The organism is Roseomonas sp. TF40 (assembly GCF_057219975.1).
In genome coordinates this window covers 1,317,810-1,336,088 of the sequence record NZ_JBXVVR010000001.1, presented here as the reverse complement: position 1 = coordinate 1,336,088, position 18,279 = coordinate 1,317,810, and the positions used below count along the sequence as shown (strand labels likewise).

The following is an 18,279-nucleotide window of genomic DNA, read 5'->3' as shown; positions in this document are numbered from 1 at the left end:
ATGATGCGGTCAACGGCTTGGCCGATTCCGATCTTTTGCTGGGTGGCGAAGGCCATGATTCGCTGCATGGCGGTGGTGGTCGTGACACTCTCCATGGCGGCACCGGCAATGATGTCCTCTCCTCGGGCGATACCGCGCCCGGCGCCCTTGGCGCGAGCCTCTTTGGCGAGGAAGGCAACGATACCCTCACCGGTGGCAGTGGTGCCGACCTGATCGAGGGTGGGGTCGGCGACGACAGCGTGGTGGGCAGTGCGGGGGCCGATACGGTCACCGGCGGCTTCGGTCTTGGCGCCGATACGCTGCAGGGCAGCGCCACGCATCTCGTGACGAATGGCCGCGCCTTCTTCCAGGATGGCCCGGGTGTGGTGCGCCTGGATTTCCGGGCAGAGACGGCGGGGCTAATCCTTAGGAGCGAACTGGGCGGAGGTGTTCTCTACCTGGGCGCTGCCTTGCCGGGCATCGCCTACACGCGCATCGGCGAGGTGCTCTTCGGCGGATTCTCCAGCCTCGATCTCGCCTTGGGCAGTGGCGCGGACCTTGCCGATACCGCCACCCCCGAGGCGGGATCGGGCCGTGCGGCCTTCCTCGGTGCCGCAACCATCGAGGGCGGCCTGGGCGCCGACACGCTCGGCGGGGGTGGCTTGGCCGACTCCCTTAACGGCGGTCTGGGCAATGACCGCCTGTTCGGTCGCGGCGGCGCCGACACGCTCCTCGGCGAAGCTGGGCGCGACCATCTCGAAGGTGGCGCAGGCGCCGACCATCTCCTGGGCGGTGACGACAGCGACACGCTTCTCGGCGTCGATGGCGATGATCTCCTGGCCGGCGGCAGTGGCGGCGATTCCTTGCTCGGTGGCGCCGGCAATGACCTGATCCAGGGTGGTGTCGATGCCGATACAGTCAGCGGCGGCGATGGCGAGGACACGCTATACGGCGATGCCGGGAATGATGTGCTCGAAGGTGGCGCGCAATCGGACCTGATCCACGGCGGCGATGGCGACGACAGCCTGTCGAGTTCCCTCGGTGTGATCGAAGGCGTGGACACGTTCTTCGGTGGTGCCGGCCAGGATACGATCGATGCGCGAACCGCCCTGTCGGCCATGGTCGATGGCGGTGAAGGCGATGACCTTATCGAGGGATCGAACGCGGCCGACAGCATCCTCGGCGGCGACGGCCAGGACACTCTGGATGGACGAGGCGGTGCCGACACGCTCGATGGTGGCCTGGGCAACGATCTGTTCCGAAACGTTGTCTTTGGCCAGGACCAGCTGCGTGACGCCGGCGGCGCCGATATGGTCCAGGCCAACGGCAGTTGGGTGCTGGGCACCGGCTTCGAGGATCTGGTGCTGCTCAACACTGGCAATGGGACCGGCAACGACCTCGCCAACCACATCACTGGCAGCGCTAGCGCCAATGAGCTCAATGGTCTGGGCGGTGACGACACGCTGCAGGGTGGCGGCGACAACGACACGCTCGATGGTGGCTCGGGGTTCAACACCGCGTTCTATCGTGGCGTGCGCGCGGACTATCGCATCACCAACCTCGGCGACGGTGCCTTCCGCATTGAAGACAGGGGTAGCGGCCAGTTCGAGGGCACCGACACACTGGTGCGCATCCAGTTCGCGCGCTTCCTGAACATCACCTACGAGCTGGCGCGCGAGGCTCCGCCGCCCGCTACCGATGGACCGGACAACATCGTCCTCAACGACGCCGCGCAGACCCTCGATGGTGGAGGGGGCAGCGATACGCTGGCCGGCGGCGGCGGGCATGACAGCCTGCTGGGCGGCAATGACAATGATTCGCTGCTTGGTGAAGCGGGCAATGACACGCTGCGTGGCCAGGCCGGCGCCGACACGTTGGATGGTGGCGCCGACAACGATCTGCTCGACGGCGGCGAAGGCAACGACCTCCTGATCCTCAGCCTCGGGGCGGACAGCCTTGCCGGCGGCAATGGCAGCGACACCATCCTCGCGGATTTCAGGGACGCCAGCCTCAGCGTGCTGGCGGATCTGCGCACGGCGGTGAATGTCTACCTCGCCGAGGGCCTCGCCACGACGGTCAGCGGCCATGAACTGACACAACTCGCCTTTGGAGAGGGCGCGGATACGCTCCTGGGCGGCCTGGCGACGGATGAGGTGGCGGGCGCCGGCGGCGATGATTGGCTCGATGGCGGCGGCGGGGCCGATACGCTCAGCGGTGAGGCGGGGGCGGATACTCTCACCGGCGGCCTGGGCGATGATCGACTCGATGGCGGTGCCGGTGAGGACACCGCCGTCTTTAGCGGCACCTTCGGCGCCTACCTGGTCACCGCCATCGCCGAGGGATTTCGCCTCACCGGCCCGGACGGCACCGATACGGTGCTACGGGTGGAACGCTTCGCCTTCGCCGACACGATCATCGCCGCTGCCTGGTTGACAGGAGAGCCCGCCATGTCCGCCACCAACAACGCCGACACGCTGATGGGCACCGGCAACGGCGATTCCATCGATGGCCTCGGCGGCGCCGACACCATCAGCGGTCTTGCCGGCAACGATACGCTGATCGGCGGAGCCGGCAACGACAGCGCCAATGGCGGCGACGGTGCGGATGTCTGGCGCCTCTCCGGCATGCGGCGCGACTATCGCATCACCGATACGGGCGCCAATTTCGCGACGCGGCTGGAGGATCGGCGGCCGGGCGCGCCCGATGGCACGGACAATGTCGTCGGCGTCGAGTTCTTCCAGTTCCTCGATGCCCTGGTCTCGGTGGAGGTCGTGGCCGATGGGCTGGCGAGCCTGCCGATCAACACCGATACGGCCGAAGCGCTGACCGCGGGCGCCTGGCCACTCTACGGCTATGGCGGTGCCGATACGCTGACCGGCACCGGCACCGACAATCTGCTCCATGGCGGACTCGACGCCGATCTGCTGCGCGGCGCGGGCGGGGCCGATACGCTCCAGGGGGCGGAGGGCAATGACCGGCTGGAGGGCGGCGCGGGCAACGACCTCCTCGAGGGCGGGGAGGGCACGCGCGACCTCGCCGTCTTCACCGGCGCGCTGGCGGAATACGGCGTCACGCGCGGGCCGGAGGGCGCCCTGATCATCACCGGCTATGGCACCCGCGCCAGCGACGGCGCGGATACGGTGCGCGGCGTGGAGAGTTTCCGCTTCAGCGACGGCACGCGCAGCGAGGCGGAGGTCCTGGCCGCCGCGCAGGGCGTGCTGCAATCGATCAGCGTGCCGGTGGGCGGCGATCTGGGCGGCAACAACGTGGTGACCAACACATGGTCGGTCAGCTTCCCGCCCGAGGTTGCGGAAAGCACGCTCGGACCGGCCTGGCTGGTCAATCTCGGCGCCGATATCCAGGTCCTGGCGGGCTTTCCGCATTTCGGGCGCAACGGCAACGCGACCGCGGTGCCCTACACGCCGGATCCGACGAAGGCGGTCACCACCTTCACATACTCCGCGCCCGTGGTCTTCGACCGGATCATGATGCTGGAGCACACGCATGGCGTCACGCAGATCAGCCTGCGTATCGGCGACACGCCGGAGAGCCTGACCAGCATCGGGCCGCCGATCACCGGCAGCCTCGGCCCCGTGCAGGGGGAGCTGGCGCTGAGGGAATTCTCGATCAACCGCTTCGACCTGCCCGCCGGCACGCGCGGGCGAATCCTGGAGGTCACCTTCTCTGGCGGCAACCTCGAGAACGGCGCTTACGCCATCTACCGCCTGCTGCCGATCCTTGCCGGCGCCGATCCGGCGCTGATCGCCGGCACTGCCGAGGCCGATAGCCTAGCCGGCACCTGGATGGCCGATACCATCACCGCCGGGGCCGGCGCGGACACCATTCGCGCCTGGCGCGGCGATGACGTGATCGATGGCGGCGACGGCATCGACCACATCACCTTCACCGGTGCGCGCGCCGACTATGTCATCTCCCGCCTCGCCGACGGCGCGCTGGTGGTGCGTGACACGCGCACCGCGCCGAACTCGGTCCATATCGCTCCGAACACCGTCTTCACGCCCCCCGACGGCACCGACACGCTGCGCAGCGTGGAGCATTTCGTCTTCACCGATGGCGCGCGGGATGTCGCCGGGCTGGGCAGCCTGCCCCTCCAGGCGGGCGACGGGGCGGACAGCCTGCTCGGCACGCCCGGCGCCGATACGCTGGATGGCCTGGGCGGCAACGACACGATCCGCGGCCTGGGCGGCAATGACAGCCTGCTGGGTGGCGCCGGTGACGACATCCTGTTCGGCGGTGCCGGCGCCTCCACCCTGCGTGGCGGGGCGGGCGAAGACCAGATCTTCTCTTTCTCGGACGCGGATTCCATCGATGGCGGCGATGGCTTCGACCTGCTCATCGCCGATCTCTCCACGGCCACCACGGGTGTCTTCGTCTGGCGCTATGGTGATTTCGAGGCCGCCTCGATCCAGGGCGGCGCGGGGGCCGACACGCTCTACGGCTCGGCCGGCAACGACACGATGGCGGGCGGTGCCGGCGCCGATTGGCTGCGCGGCTTCATCGGTGCGGAGACGCTGCGCGGCGAGGCCGGGGCGGATACGCTCGATGGCGCGGAAGGCAACGACCTGCTCAACGGCGGCGCGGACGCCGACATCGCCGTTTTCGTCGGCAACCGCGCCGACTACGACATCACCACCATCCCCGGCGGCCTCCAGCTCATCCATGCGCGCGGCAGCATGAGCGATGGCACCGACCGCGTCTTCGATGTCGAGACACTGTCCTTCGCCGACGGGCCGGTTGCGACATCGACCTTGTTCGGCCCGCCGCGCATCGTCGGCGACGACAACCCCAACACCCTGCCCGGCAGCGCCGCCGATGAGGTGATCGAGGGACGCGGCGGCGCCGATTCCCTCTCCGGCCTCGGCGGCGCCGACACGCTGCTTGGCGAGGCGGGCAACGATACGCTGCTGGGCGGCGCCGGGGCCGACAGCATGGCGGGTGGGCCGGACAACGACATCTACTTCGTCGATGATCCGGGAGATGTCGTGATCGAGCTTGCCAATCAGGGCACGGCCGACACGGTGCGCGCCACCCGCAGCTACACCCTTGCGCCGCAGGTGGAGCGGCTGATCCTGGACGGCACTGCGGCGATCGACGGCACGGGCAACCAGGCGGCGAACATCCTCACGGGCAATGGCAATGCCAATGCGCTGTCGGGCCTCGATGGCCAGGACACGCTGCGCGGCCAGGCGGGCGCGGATACCCTCAACGGTGGCGCGGGTAATGACAGCCTCGAAGGCGGCGACGGCGCGGACCTGGCGATCTTCACGGGCAATCGCGCCGACTACGACATCGTGACCATCGCCGGCGCGGAGTTCCGCCTGACCCATGCGCGCGGCAGCCAGGCCGATGGCGTGGACCTCGTGACCGGGGTGGAGGCCTTCCGCTTTGCGGATGGCACCGTGGCGCGCGACTCCCTGATCCGCCCTGCGGGCACGCCCGGCGCCGACACGCTGCTCGGCGGCGCGGGCGCCGATACGCTGGCCGGCCTGGGCGGCGATGACCTGCTGCGCGGACTGGCAGGGGAGGATCTGCTGCAGGGCCACGCGGGCGCAGATACGCTCGAAGGTGGCGCGGGCGACGACACGCTGGATGGCGGCGCGGGCTTCGACCTTGCCGACTACGCGGCGGCGGGGGCCGGCGTGGTGGTGGATCTCGAGCTTGGCGAGGCGATGGATGGCACGGGCGGCTTCGACGCGCTGTCGGGCATCGAGGCCGTGCGCGGCTCCGCCCTCGACGATTGGCTGCGCGGCAGCGCGGGGGATGAGACCTTCCTGCTCTCCGCCGGCGCCGACACGATCGAGGGTGGTGAGGGCTTCGACACGCTGAGTCTTGCCACGGCCACAGGGCCGGTCTTCGTCGATCTCGAGGGTGGCGTGGCGCTGGGCGGTCTCGAGATCGCGGGTATCGAGGCGCTGATCGGCAGTGGCTTCGCCGATGTGCTGCTGGGCGACGCGCAGGCGAACCGCCTGCAGGGCGGCGGCGGCCAGGACATGCTGGCGGGCGGTGCGGGCAATGACACGCTGGAGGGGGGGGCGGGCAACGACACCATGTCCGGCGGCACGGGCAGCGACACCTACCTTGTCGAGCAGGTCGGCGATGTCGTGGTCGAGCGCAGCGGCGGCGGCACGGATACGGTGCTGACCAGCCTCGCCGCGCTCACGCTGGCGGCACAGATCGAGGTGCTGACCTTCATCGGCAGCGGCGCCTTCGCCGGCACCGGCAATGCGGCGAGCAACCGGATCACCGGCGGGCTCGGTGCCGATACGCTCTCCGGCCTGGGCGGCAACGACGTGCTGCGCGGCGGTGGTGGGGCGGATGTGCTGCTCGGTGGCGCCGGCACGGATCGCTTCGTGCTGGAGCAGAACGCGCTGGGGGCCAGCGTGACCATCGCAGACCTGGATCGTTCACTGCGGGAACGCATCGACCTCACGATGATCGACGCCATTGCCGCGACCGCGGAGGACGACGCCTTCGCCTTCATCGGCACCGCCGCCTTCGGGGGCGTGGCCGGGCAACTGCGCTGGACCGACCTGGGGGCGAACCGCCGCATCGAGGGCGATGTGAATGGCGATGGTGCCGCGGATCTCACATTGCTGGTCAGCCCGGCCGGACCCGTGGCGGCGAACTGGTTCCTGCTGTGAAGCATTCACGAGGAGGTTAGGTCCACTTGCGTAGTAGAAAACGCGGATGAACCCAGGCGCAGGCGCGATCGTCTTTCGTTCCGGTAGACCTTCGGGGGCTTTGCCACGCCGCTTTTGCTCATGTTGGGCTGAGGCCCACGCGTATGAATGTTGGAGTTGCTGAGGCGCCCTTTCCGATCCTGTCGAGACAGTCGGCAACAACGACAGAAAAAGCTAAAATAATGCGGGCAGCTGAAGTCAAGTGCCGTTCAACTTTCACCGTTCGGCCGCTTGCGCGCTCTCCAAGGATCAGCCCAACTGACACCCAGGACATGGCGGCAAGGGGATGGCACGGCGACATCCGCGCTAGGACTTCGATCATGGAGCGCCCTAAGGTTCATACACGGACACGTCGCCGTTCCTGACCAAGGATGGTTGGCGACGGTTCGGTGCTCGCCCTGGCGAGAGGCAGAGGTGATCACGAGGCTCAGCATCGAGATAGGGGGGCACTGACGGCGCCGGCGCCACGTGTCGGCGAGAAGGGAGTAGAAGCAGCGACCTACACCGCGCATGCCGGGTTCATGGATGTGGCCGGCATCGCCGATACGAGTCAGACCTTGGCTCTACCGACATGATGGCGATGGCGTCGCGTGGTCACCGCATGCCTCACGAGAAGGGTCCGTGTATCCAATCCGATCACAAAACGGATATTATGGGTAAGGAGTGATCCGGCTGGTGCATCGAGCCGATGTTGAGGTGGTGCAGAGGGAACACAATCCGCGTCTCATCTCCATCCCGCCTTTCGCCCCAGATGTGGTCCGATGTGCGTGAAGGCGGCATATCCTGTTGTTTCCCATGATAAATTTGCAGTTTTCACGTCATCCGGTATCCATGAACTCGGCCCTGCGAATGTCTGCTTTCAACTTCTGACGGAAGTGCTTCTGAGAAAATGCCCCTGTGCGCTGATCGACGCAGCGACGTCATCACTCAGGGTAACCCACATCTGCTGGCTCTTGTGTCCATAGGGCACTGGACGTGAAAGCGGCCGCGCATTCGTCAGCACCCACGGCCAGCGGTAACCCTCGGAGATTCTGGGCGCGTGGTCGCCAGCTTCTATACAGTGCCGTTCTACGCTCGCCGCAAACGTATCATCAGTGAGGCGATCGATGCAGTCGACGAGATCTGCTGTGCCGACGACAAGGCCACTTCCGATGCGGATCAGCCCCACCGTTCCGCGTATACGCGTCGGCCTTTTGCGCATCTCCCAAGTCTTTTGACCGGTTAGAATCTTGTCAACCCAGGGCTCACCAATCAGGAGGGCACGAGCGCAGTAGTCATGGATTTTGTGCTTCATTCCCTCAACTATCACGAATCCGGCTTTGGCGAGAGTGCGCTCGAAGAGGGCGACGTCACAATCGCACGCGCCCTGAGAAGATCCAGCACCGCCAGCACCCGCCGCTCGAGATCCATGCCGGGCGAGTAATCGGCCGGAACCACGCAATGCACTCGCCCATTTTCGAGCAGCTGCTTCACCGGATCCTTCTTGTCGTCGCGAGCCGGATCGAGCACCGCGATCGAGTGGCCGCCCTGCTCCTTCACCAACCGAAAGCAAGGGATGTCTGTATCGCCATCGCCGATGAAGATCATGTTGGGGAATGGAACCGGACGCTCGGCATGGCGCACGAAGGCGTTGACCGACTCTTCGTCGGTCACGTCATGCACGCCCTTGTTGATCCGAAAAAGGAACTGGGTCTTCGTTGTGTAGTTGACCGCCAGTGCCGCGCCCACGGCAACCCCTGACGCGTCGTAGAGGAAGGCTGAAGCAAACACATCCGTGAAGTGGTGCCGGATCGCCGAGCCTTCGATCATCTCACGGAGCCCGGATGAGATGATGAAGTGCTGCACCACGATGCCGCGCTCTCGGCCCGCAGCGTTGATTCTATCGAACCAACTCTCAACGCCAGGGAAAAATCGGATGGCACTGCCGTGACGAACCCAATCCTCTTTCCGCATGGGCATTTCGTGAGCCCTGGCTTCCTCCAACATCCTGTGCATGTAGGTCAGGATCTTGTCGCCCTGCTGCTTTACCGCCAGCGCGTTGGATCGCTTCCAGAACTCGCCTTTGTCGATGCCCAGCTCGGGAAGAAAGTTGTGCTCCTGCATGTTCCCCGGAACGAGCGTGCCATCGAAATCGTAGGCGATCGCGACAGTGAGGGGATGGGGCGTCTCCATCGTCACGCCACCGCCCTCTGTCGCACGTCTTCCAGCACCGCGATCAACTGCACCACCTCGGCCTCCTTGAAGATGCCCTCCACGCCCTTGGCGCTGAACTTGGTGTAGGGCGCCTCATACAGCCGCCCGATATCCACCACGCCCGCCTTGGTCAGGTTCTCGATCACCATCTGCACGAACTCGATCTGGTTCGCCGTGAAGGTCTTGCCGGCGAGGAAGCTGGCGAAGGCTTCCTGCGCAGCGGCCCTGTCGAGCCCCACCAGGCCCCTCACGAACAATCCGAGCCCTGCGGCCTCCTCCCGTGCCTTGGTGACCTCAGCGGGCGTCCCAGCCTCCAGCAGCATGCGTTCCAGCTCGGTGAGGTCGGTGGGCGTCAGGGCGCGGTTGGTGCGCAGCTTCACCACGGCGACGTGGCTTTCATGCGCCTTGAGGAAGTGCCGCGCCTTCTCGCGGAAGCGTGCGAATTCATCGGCGGAGACCAGCCGCTCGAAGACGATCTCGGTGCCTTCGCCGATCGTGTCCTCGAAGTCGGTGTAGAGGATCTTGCGCTTGCGCTTCTCGATGAGGTGCACCAGTCCGCGCAGCTTCTTCCGGGCCCTTTCCAGCTCCGGCAGGGTAACATCCTCCCACCAGGCGTCGGTCTGGATGTCGAGGATCAGCGCCATCTCGGCGGCGATGGCGGGCACGTTGTTCTGCTCGCCCAGCGCGGCCGCGATGTCCATCACGGATTGCTTGCGCGCCTCGAAGCCTGGCTGCGCCGTCAGCACGCAGAGCTGCAGGTTGAGCATTAGCAGGTCGAACTGCTTCGCCTCCACCTTCTCGGGGTCGAGCTGCGCGGGCAGGCCGGCGATGTGGGTGGCGAGGCTGGTGCGCGCCGCCTGGTCCAGCACCTCCCAGGCTTCAGGCTTCGCATAGGTCTCCACCAGCTTGCGGTGCGGGCGGATGATGAAGTTGTCGATGTTCATCGCCGCGACTTCCGTCTGCAGGCGGGTGGCAACCTCCCGGCGCAGATCAGCCTCGCCCGGCACCGCCTGCGCCGCGCGGGAATCGAGCCCGGCGATCACCTCCAGCCGGGCGCGGAACAGCCGCGTGGCGAGGCTTTCCCCCACCGCGCCGTCGAGCACCGGCACATCCTGGTTGAAGAATTCCAGGTTCTGGCAGAAGTCGAAGACGGTGAAGAACGTCTTGTCCTGCCCGGGTCCGAACAGGTCCGGGCGCAGGCGGGTGCCGCGGCCAATCATCTGCCAGAACTTCGTCTTGGACCGCACCAGCTTGAAGAACACCAGATTCACCACCTCCGGCACGTCGATGCCGGTGTCGAGCATGTCCACGCTGACGGCGATGTGCGGCGCCTTGTCGGGCATGGAGAAGCTGTCGATCAGCGACTGGGCGTAATCCTGCTTGTAGTCGATCACCCGCGCGAAATGCCCGGCCTGCTTCGGATAGGCCGCATCGAAGCGTTCCACGATGAAGGCCGCATGCGCGCTGTTCTTCGCGAAGATGATGGTCTTGCCGAGCCGGTCCCCACCCTCAACCTTCTGGCCGTGAGTCATCAGGTGCTCCAGCACCTTGTCCACCGTGTCCTCGTTGAACAGCCAGGTGTTGACCGCCTCGGCCTCCACCCGGTCGGGCGGGTTGTCGCCCCATTCGGCCTCGTCCCAGGCGTCCTTCTCGGTGTCCGGCAGCTCGTCATAGGTGATGCCCTGGCGGGCGAAGCGGAGCGGCACGGAGATGGCGCGCGGCGGCACCAGGAACTTGTCCGCCACCGCTTCTTCCAGCGTGTAGGCATCCGTCGGCACGCCGGTGTCGAGGTCGAACAGCGCATAGGTGTTGCGGTCGATCTCCTCCTTCGGCGTCGCGGTCAGGCCGACCAGCAGGCTGTCGAACCAGGCGAAGATCGCGCCGTATTTGCGGTAGATCGAGCGATGCGCCTCGTCCACGATCACCAGGTCGAAATGCCCGGGGCCGAAGCGGCGGTTCTCACCGTCCCGCTCCTCGATCAGCGACATCATCGTGGGGTAGGTCGAGACATAGACGCGGCCCTGCGCAGTCTTGTCCGTCACCAGATTCACCGGCGCCGAGTCCGGCAGGTGCGTCTTGAAGGCGTTGGCCGCCTGCTTCACCAGCGCCAGGCGATCCGCGAGAAACAGCACGCGCTTCGCCCAGTTGCAGCGCATCAGCAGATCGACCAGCGCGATCACGGTGCGCGTCTTGCCCGCCCCCGTCGCCATCACCACCAGGGCCTTGCGCTGGTGGTGATCCTCGAAATGCTGGCCGATGCGGCGGATGGCGCGGGTCTGGTAGTGGCGCTCCACGATGCTGCCGTTGATCACCGCTTCGCCGAGCGGTTTGCGGCTGGTGCGGCGCTGGATCAGCAGCTCCAGCTCCTCCCGCCGATAGAAGCCCTGCACCTCACGCGGGGGGTAGCGCGTGTCGTCCCAGAGGACGTGTTCATAACCGTTGGAGCAGAAGATGACGGGGCGCTGGCCGTGCATCTGCTCCAGGCAATCGGCGTAGAGCTTCGCCTGCTGCTGGCCCTTCAGCACGTCATGCCGGCTGCGCTTGGCCTCCAGCACGGCGAGCGGCTTGCCGTCGGCGCCCCAGAGCACGTAGTCGCAGAAGCCCGTGCCGGTGGCGTTGGGCATGCCGGTGACCGGCACCTCCGTCACGCCCGGCGCGGCGGGGTCCCAGCCGGCTTCGCGCAGATAGGCATCGATGAAGGCGTCGCGCGTCGCGGCTTCGTTGTAGTCGTGCGTGTCGGGGCGCTGGGCGTTGGCGGCGAGGGCGGCGGCGACCTCGGCGCGCAGCTTGGCGATGGTGGCGTCGAGCGCGGCGTTGTTGGCCTGCGCCTGGCGTAGCTGTTCATCCTTCGCGCGCAGTTCCTCACCCAGGTCGCGCAGCTTCTTCAGGCTGAGCTTGACCAGGGAGGCGACGGGCGGCGGCAGTTGGTCGGGCTGGAAGGTGAGGCTGTCGGCCGGCTTCGGGCCGGCGGCATAGGTGCGGACCAGCCAGAAGGCCAGGTGAAACAGCTCGCCGAGCGTGCTGGCGGCGGTGGCAGGGCTGATGGGGCCGGGCTTGTGGACGGCGGTGTTGCCCTGGTCCTTGACCAGCCGCGCCTTGAAGAAGATGGCGTCGCCGACGGTGGTGCGAAAGCTCGGCTCATGGATCAGCGCGCCGAGGCTCTGGTCATAGGGCGGGGTCAGCCGCGCATCGGCCTTGTAGAGCCACTCGACCATGAGTTCGAGGGTGCGGCGCGCGTAGAAGAGGCAGGCGCGGGGATCGCTGCGCGCCAGGGCTTCGGCGCGCGTGGCGGCGTCATGGAGGTCCGGCCACTCGGGTTTGAGGAAGCCGAATTGCTGCATCGCTTGGCCCGTCAGAGCTCGCCGCGGAAGGCGCGGTGTTGGAGGGAGGCGAAAAGGGAGTCGAGCGTCGCCATGGAGTCGAGAGCCGTCCTCTGCACGGCTTCAATCTCTGCGCGGCGATTGGCGAATTCGCGCTGAACGCTAATCGGTGGAAGCGGCAGGACGGTGCCCCTGATCAGGCCCATGTTCAAGCCAGGCATTACGGCCCCACGCGCATTCACACCAAGCTGCCGGAGCACCCCGGGGTGCATAAGGAACGCCGCGTGCAGATATTCGGGCAAGCAGCGTTCTTGATCCAGCGTGATGCTGCAGAGGTGTTTCGTGGTAATCGCGAGTGGAATGTCGCTCGGCACAATGGCAGCACGGCCGCAGGTGCCCATGATGGTCACGATAATGTCGCGCGGGTTCACCTTGAACCGAGACAACTCGCGATACTTCTTCTCTGTGATGAAACGGCGCTGATCCCAGGCGAAAGTGTTGGTGACCGCATTGTCGATGCCGAGGACTGCGATGCCGCTTTCCACGAATTCGGAGTGCAGCAGTTGGCTGCCAAATGGGCCAGTCCGCATCGAAAGAGCGAGCGAGCCGATCTCCACCTGCGGCCACGCTCTGGCTTCGGGTTCGCCATAGACGAACATATTCATGAACAACGCGAGCGCCATCTCGTCGAGTTGCGCCAGCGCCGCCCGCCGCTTCGCCCGCAGCGCGTCGGCCTCATCGAGGATGGCGGCGATGCGGCGCTGCTCAGGCAGCGGTGGCAGCGGCACCGGGATTTCTGCAAGCTTCGCCTTGTTGAGGGTAAGTCCTTTCGCTGCCCTATCAAGGCCACTCGTTAGGTCTAAGGATCGTATAGCCCAGGCCAAGTAGGCAGGGTGGACACGTCCACCATCCCGCACAGGGAGTGCAGCGATGGCTTCGTTGGTGAACAGCGGAACTCCTGCAACAGCAACCTTACCAATACTCAGCTTGAAGCTGAGCAGAACTGTTCCGGGCGCCACTGGGCGGCAATTGCATTCCCGAACTGCCTTTTCGGTGATCCTTTCTGAGGTTTCGAGGATCACCCTTCCTTGCTTCATGTCGGCAATGGTTGCCCAGGGATATTCACCGGTCCAATAGTCGCGGCGGTCACGTGTCGGAGTTCGACCGATGTTCACCTCGCAAATGTCGGCCAGGCGAACTTGCTGCCACGCACTCACGACAGCATCCCCTCCAGCCGCTCCATCCCCGCGCTGATCTCCTCCTCCAGCCGCCGCAGTTCGGCTAAAATCTCCCGCGGCGTCCGATGCGCCACCTCCTCCCGCACCACCTCCTTGTAGCGGTTCAGCGAGAGGTCCCAGCCCGCCGCAACGATCTCCGCCTTGGGCACCCAAAAACTCTGCGCGGTGCGGGGGCGGTCACGCTCGGCGCCGTCGCGGGCCAGCCAGCGCGCCAGCGCGTCGGGCAGATTGTTCTTCGCGTGCTCGGCCTCGGTCAGCGGCACCGAAGGCACCGCGCCCTGCTTCTCCTCCGGCAGCAAGGGCGTGCGCTTGTCATCGAGGGAGAAACCATCGGCCTGCATGTCGTAGAACCACACGCCCTCGGTCCCGCCGCTGTCGGTGCGGGTGAAGAAGAGGATGGCGGTGGACACACCCGCATAGGGGCGGAAGACGCCCGAGGGCAGGCTCAGCACGCCATCCAGCTTGTGGTCCTCCACCAGCATCCGGCGCAGCTCCTTATGCGCCTTGCTGCTGCCGAACAGCACGCCATCCGGCACGATCACCGCCGCGCGCCCGCCGGGCTTCAGCAGGCGCAGAAACAGGGCCAGGAACAGCAGCTCGGTCTTCTTGGTCTTGACGATGGCGGTCAGGTCCTTCGCCACGCTCTCGGCATCGAGCGAGCCGGCGAAGGGCGGGTTGGCCAGCACCAGCGTATAGCGTTCCGCATCCTCGGCATGGTCCTGGGCCAGGCTGTCGCGGTAACGCACATCGGGGTTCTCCACGCCATGCAGCAGCATGTTCATGGAGCCGATGCGCAGCATGGTGCTGTCGAAATCGAAGCCGTGGAACATCCCGTGGTCGAAATGCGCGCGCGTCGCGGGGTCGAACAGCGCGGCCTCATGGTGCTGCTGCACATAGGCGCCGGCGGCGACGAGGAAGCCGCAGGTGCCGCTCGCCGGGTCCACGATCACGTCGCGCGGGGTGGGGGCGGTCATTTCCACCATCAGGCGGATGATGTGGCGCGGGGTGCGGAACTGCCCGTTCTGGCCGGCGGAGGCGATCTTGCCGAGCATGTATTCGTAGATGTCGCCCTTGGTGTCGGCATCGTCCATCTTCAGCTCGCCCAGCATGTCCACGACGCGGGCGAGCAGCGCCGGGGTGGGGATAGTGAAGCGCGCATCCTTCATGTGGTGTGCATAGGTCGAGCCATCGCCGCCGAGCGTGCGCAGGAAGGGGAAGACATGCTCCCCCACCACGGTGAACATCTCGGAAGGGGCGAGGTTGCGGAAGTTCTTCCAACGCAGCTCGGCATGGGGGCGGCCGCGCGGATCCTTGCCCTCGGGGAAGAGGCGGCGCGCCATGGGGCGGCCGGTGCGGCTGGATTTGCGTTCCTCCAGCTCCTCCAATTCGTCGAGGCGGCGGATGAACATGAGGTAGGTGATCTGCTCGATGACCTCGAGCGGGTTGGCGATGCCGCCGGACCAGAAGGCGTTCCAGATGCCGTCGATCTGGCTGCGAAGTTCACCGGTGAGCATGGTGGTTCCTGTGCTGTGCCGGGCGGGGTGTAGGTGCCCGCCCGGGGGTAGGGCCAGGGATGGTGCGGCAGCGAAGGGCGCTTGGCCAGGGGTGATCGTTCCGGCCCCGCGCCGTCAGCCGCCGATGCGCGCTTCCTGGCGCAATCGGTTCAGGCGGGCAAGTTCCTCATCCCGCTCGCGGTCGAGCGCGGCGAGGCGGGCATTGCAGCTCTCCCGCGCTTCGGCCGTGCAGGCGCCGCTGATGGCGGCGGCGCGTTCATCGAATCGCCGGCGGGTGTCGCTGATCCGCTCATCGAAGAAAGCCTGGCGTAGGGCGTCGCTGACGAAGGTCTCGGGCGGCAGGGCGACGATGATGCTGTCCGGGTAGCGGGAGATGGCGCCCGAGGCCGCATCGATGGCGATGCCGATGAAGCCGCCGAGCAGGATGTTGCCCGCCGTCATGCCCTGGATCTGCGGCGAGGCGACGCCGACGCCGGCGGAGTGGCCGGGGCGCGTGCAGCGCACGGCGACGTCGCGGCTGGATTTGCTGATCGTGACGGTGCCCGGGGTGGGGTTGACGATGCCGACCACCGCGCCGTCGCGCGTGAGCGTGCAGGCGGCGCCGGCGGGCTCGGTCATGATGGAGACGGATTGCGAGGTGCCGGAGGTGATGGTGGCACAGGCGGGCAGCCCTAAGGCGAGCAGCAGCAGGGCGGCCAGGCGTTGCAGTTTCGGCAGCATGAGGGGTTCCTTGGTGGGGGTGGGGCGGGGTTAGGGGGGCAGTGGGCGGCGCGGTCAGGTCTCGGGGGGCGCGTCCTCCGCAGGAGGCGGAAGCAACTGCAGGCGGTCCGTCCGCGCGGGAGCACGGCCGCCGAGATGCTCGGCGAGGCTGTTGACGCCTTCGGCCAGCAAGGGAGCCTCGGCGAGCAGGATGGCGAGGCGCTGTGCGAACAGCGCCTGGGTGGCGGTGGCGTCGGCGGGGGTGATCTCGCCGCCGTCGAGGCCAAGCTGCACGGCCGCGGCGGCGATGCGGTGGAGATCCGCGCCACGCCAATAGCCCCGCAGGAGGATCAGCCGCAGGCGCCGCTGCCGGGCGCAGGCGGCGCGCGCCAGGGCCACGATGCGGCTGTCGGTCAGCGAAGCGGGCATGGCGATCCTGGTGCTGGGGAAGGGGAGCAGGCGGCGATGGGGCTGGGCCAAGGCGGTGCTCCGAGGAGGGGGACAATGTGCGTATTTTTTATGCGTATTGCGTTCAGGGCGTCAACATAGTTTTTATGCGTATATGCACGAGACCCCGACCTCGCCCCCGACGGATCTGCGCTGGAGCCAGGAGGCGCGGCTGCGCGCGATCGACAGCGCGGCCTTCTGGGAGGGGCGGGTGAACCGGGCTGAGCTGATCCGCCGTTTCGGGATCTCGGTGCCGCAGGCGACGAATGATCTGCGCGACTACCAGGCCCGGGCGCCGGGCAATCTGCGCTACGACACGCGAGCCAAGACCTATCTGGCGACCGAGGGCTTCGCGCCGCTCTTCGGACCGCCCAGCGCCGAGGCGTGGCTGCTGGATGGAGAAGCCGCGCACGCCATGCCGGTGGGTGTCATCCCCCGCCCGGAACGGCGGGTGGATCCGTGGCTGCTGCGCAGCGTGGTGGCGGCTCGGCGGGCGGGGCTGGCCTTGCGCGTGCTCTATCAGCCGATGGACCAACCCGAGCCGAGCTGGCGCTGGATCTCACCCCGCGCCTTCGGCAGTGACGGCACCCGCTGGCACCTGCGCGCCTGGAACCATGATGCCGGGCGGCATGAGGACATGCTCTTCCCCCGCATGGTGGCGCTGGAGGGTGAGCGACCCGGAGGCGAGGTGCCGCCCGACATCGATTGGGAAAGGCTGGTGGAGGTTCGCCTTCGCCCGGCGGCGCGCCTCAGCGCGGGGCAGCGGCGGGTGATCGAGGCCGATTACGGGATGGAAGGGGGCGAGGCGCTGCTGCAGGTGAGGGCGGCGCTGCTGTTTCTGTTTCTCCGGCGCCAGCGCCTGGATCACGAGGATGGGCTGGTTGAGCTTGCGAACCGGGGGGAGGTGGAGAGCGTGCTGGCGGAGGTGACGGCGCGGTTCGATGTGCAGTAATCGATTGTATTAGGACAATGTCTGTTAGGTCGTTGATGTAGGTAGCTTTATTCCTACAATCATTACTGACGAGATCGAGCTCGATAATCGAGTATTGGCTCGGCAGACAAGATGATTGAAGGAAAACTCGTGGTCCCCATTAAGCGCGCCGCATTGGAAAGTCCGAACCGGTCGAGGTTCACCCGCCACATCGATCGGCTGATCATGAAGTCGGGCAAGCAGCAGAACGTGATCGCCCGGGAGATGGGCTATGACCGCCCGAACATCATCTCCATGTTCAAGCTGGGCATGAGCCGCGTGCCGCTGGACAGGGTTCCCGCGCTGGCGGAGGCCGTCGGTGTCGACCCAGTCGGCCTAGTGAACATGTGGCTGGCCGAATACGAGCCGAACCTGCTGAAGGTTCTCGAGGGCTCGGTCGGCATGGCGCTGACGGATGCCGAGCGCGAGCTCGTCGGGAACGCCCGCCAAGTGTTCCCTGGTGGTGTGCCCGCCTTCGATGAACGCCATGAGCAGGCCTTCAAGGATCTGGCGGCGAGCGAGGCGGCGAAGTGGGCAGCGCTCGACCGCGACATCGAGGCCAGCGCGAAGCGGCGCAAGACCACCGACAGGCCGGGCCTGAATGATGCATCTCCTGCGACCGCAGCCACAACGCCCGATGTGGTGCCGCTCGCCGGCGAAAGCGCTGGGGAGGGGCGTGAGACTGCCGGGAGCAGTTCTGGGGGCGCAGATGCCCCGGCAGCGCTGGAAGCCCCTCAGCCCCCTCTGCCGCCCCTACACGACCCCGATGCGAGCAGCGTGCTGTCCCAGCGGTATCGCGAGGCAAGTCTCATGGCGATTGCCCGAGTGGCTAAGGCGAAAGGTATGACCCCGAAGCAGCTTCTCAGCCTCGCTTTGACCAGCATCGGCGTAGAGCTTCACCCGGCTGATTTGGCGGCGAGGGCGCCAGTCCGCCGGCGAATTGATGAGGTCTGAGACCCGGCCTGATTAGGGGTGGCCCAGATGGCGCTGCGAGGGGCGCTGGGACGGTGAATGATAGCTTGACTGGCTGCCGCCAATAATTCAGCGGCAATGGCCTTCAGGGGCGCCCCGGGGCGATTGTGAGGCATGACCACATGGCGGGCATGTCAGTCCTCGATCAGGTCGGGCGGTCACCACGGGAGGCTGGCGCCCGGTGTTGCGTTCCTTCGATGTTCTCAGTCTGCCCATTGAGGGACACATGGCGGGCGGGTCCCGGAC

10 protein-coding genes are annotated in these 18,279 nt (G+C 66.7%); 3 read left to right on the top strand and 7 right to left on the bottom strand.

Annotation, left to right across the window (positions count from 1 at the left end):
• The first annotated feature begins 17 nt into the window (after positions 1–17).
• On the top strand, positions 18–6,641 hold the full coding sequence (locus AC2D9U_RS05785; RefSeq protein WP_484747341.1) for a hypothetical protein: 6,624 nt from the start codon (positions 18–20) through the stop codon (positions 6,639–6,641).
• A gap of 898 nt (positions 6,642–7,539) precedes the next feature.
• Here the strand turns inward: AC2D9U_RS05785 and AC2D9U_RS05780 are convergent.
• The 7 genes from AC2D9U_RS05780 to AC2D9U_RS05750 all read right to left on the bottom strand — a co-directional run bounded on the left by AC2D9U_RS05780 (position 7,540) and on the right by AC2D9U_RS05750 (position 16,124).
• Positions 7,540–7,974 (bottom strand): ASCH domain-containing protein, encoded by a 435-nt coding sequence (locus AC2D9U_RS05780; RefSeq protein ID WP_484747216.1) that lies wholly within the window; start codon positions 7,972–7,974, stop codon positions 7,540–7,542.
• Positions 7,975–7,985: 11 nt separating this feature from the next.
• Positions 7,986–8,852 (bottom strand): HAD family hydrolase, encoded by an 867-nt coding sequence (locus AC2D9U_RS05775; RefSeq protein ID WP_484747340.1) that lies wholly within the window; start codon positions 8,850–8,852, stop codon positions 7,986–7,988.
• A gap of 2 nt (positions 8,853–8,854) precedes the next feature.
• Positions 8,855–12,214 carry a DEAD/DEAH box helicase family protein gene (locus AC2D9U_RS05770; protein WP_484747215.1) on the bottom strand — a complete coding sequence of 1,120 codons (3,360 nt, stop codon included), beginning with the start codon at positions 12,212–12,214 and terminating at the stop codon, positions 8,855–8,857.
• 11 nt (positions 12,215–12,225) lie between these two features.
• Entirely contained in the window at positions 12,226–13,410 is a 1,185-nt protein-coding gene (locus AC2D9U_RS05765) for a restriction endonuclease subunit S (protein ID WP_484747214.1), read from the bottom strand.
• Positions 13,407–14,945 (bottom strand): type I restriction-modification system subunit M, encoded by a 1,539-nt coding sequence (locus tag AC2D9U_RS05760; protein WP_484747212.1) that lies wholly within the window; start codon positions 14,943–14,945, stop codon positions 13,407–13,409. Before AC2D9U_RS05760 ends, AC2D9U_RS05765 begins: the two co-directional genes overlap by 4 nt.
• A 114-nt stretch (positions 14,946–15,059) precedes the next feature.
• The gene (locus tag AC2D9U_RS05755; protein ID WP_484747211.1) at positions 15,060–15,665 is read right to left on the bottom strand and encodes a hypothetical protein; all 606 of its coding nucleotides are present in this window, start codon (positions 15,663–15,665) and stop codon (positions 15,060–15,062) included.
• 54 nt (positions 15,666–15,719) lie between these two features.
• Entirely contained in the window at positions 15,720–16,124 is a 405-nt protein-coding gene (locus tag AC2D9U_RS05750) for a hypothetical protein (RefSeq protein WP_484747210.1), read from the bottom strand.
• An 82-nt stretch (positions 16,125–16,206) separates the two neighbouring features.
• On the opposite strand from AC2D9U_RS05750, the gene AC2D9U_RS05745 reads away from it, so the two are divergent.
• Together AC2D9U_RS05745 and AC2D9U_RS05740 are read left to right on the top strand one after the other, a co-directional pair.
• A complete protein-coding gene (locus AC2D9U_RS05745) occupies positions 16,207–17,043 on the top strand; it encodes a BrxR family helix-turn-helix transcriptional regulator (protein WP_484747209.1) in 837 nt (278 codons plus the stop codon).
• 111 nt (positions 17,044–17,154) lie between these two features.
• Positions 17,155–18,015 carry a hypothetical protein gene (locus tag AC2D9U_RS05740; protein ID WP_484747208.1) on the top strand — a complete coding sequence of 287 codons (861 nt, stop codon included), beginning with the start codon at positions 17,155–17,157 and terminating at the stop codon, positions 18,013–18,015.
• Positions 18,016–18,279 lie beyond the last annotated feature (264 nt).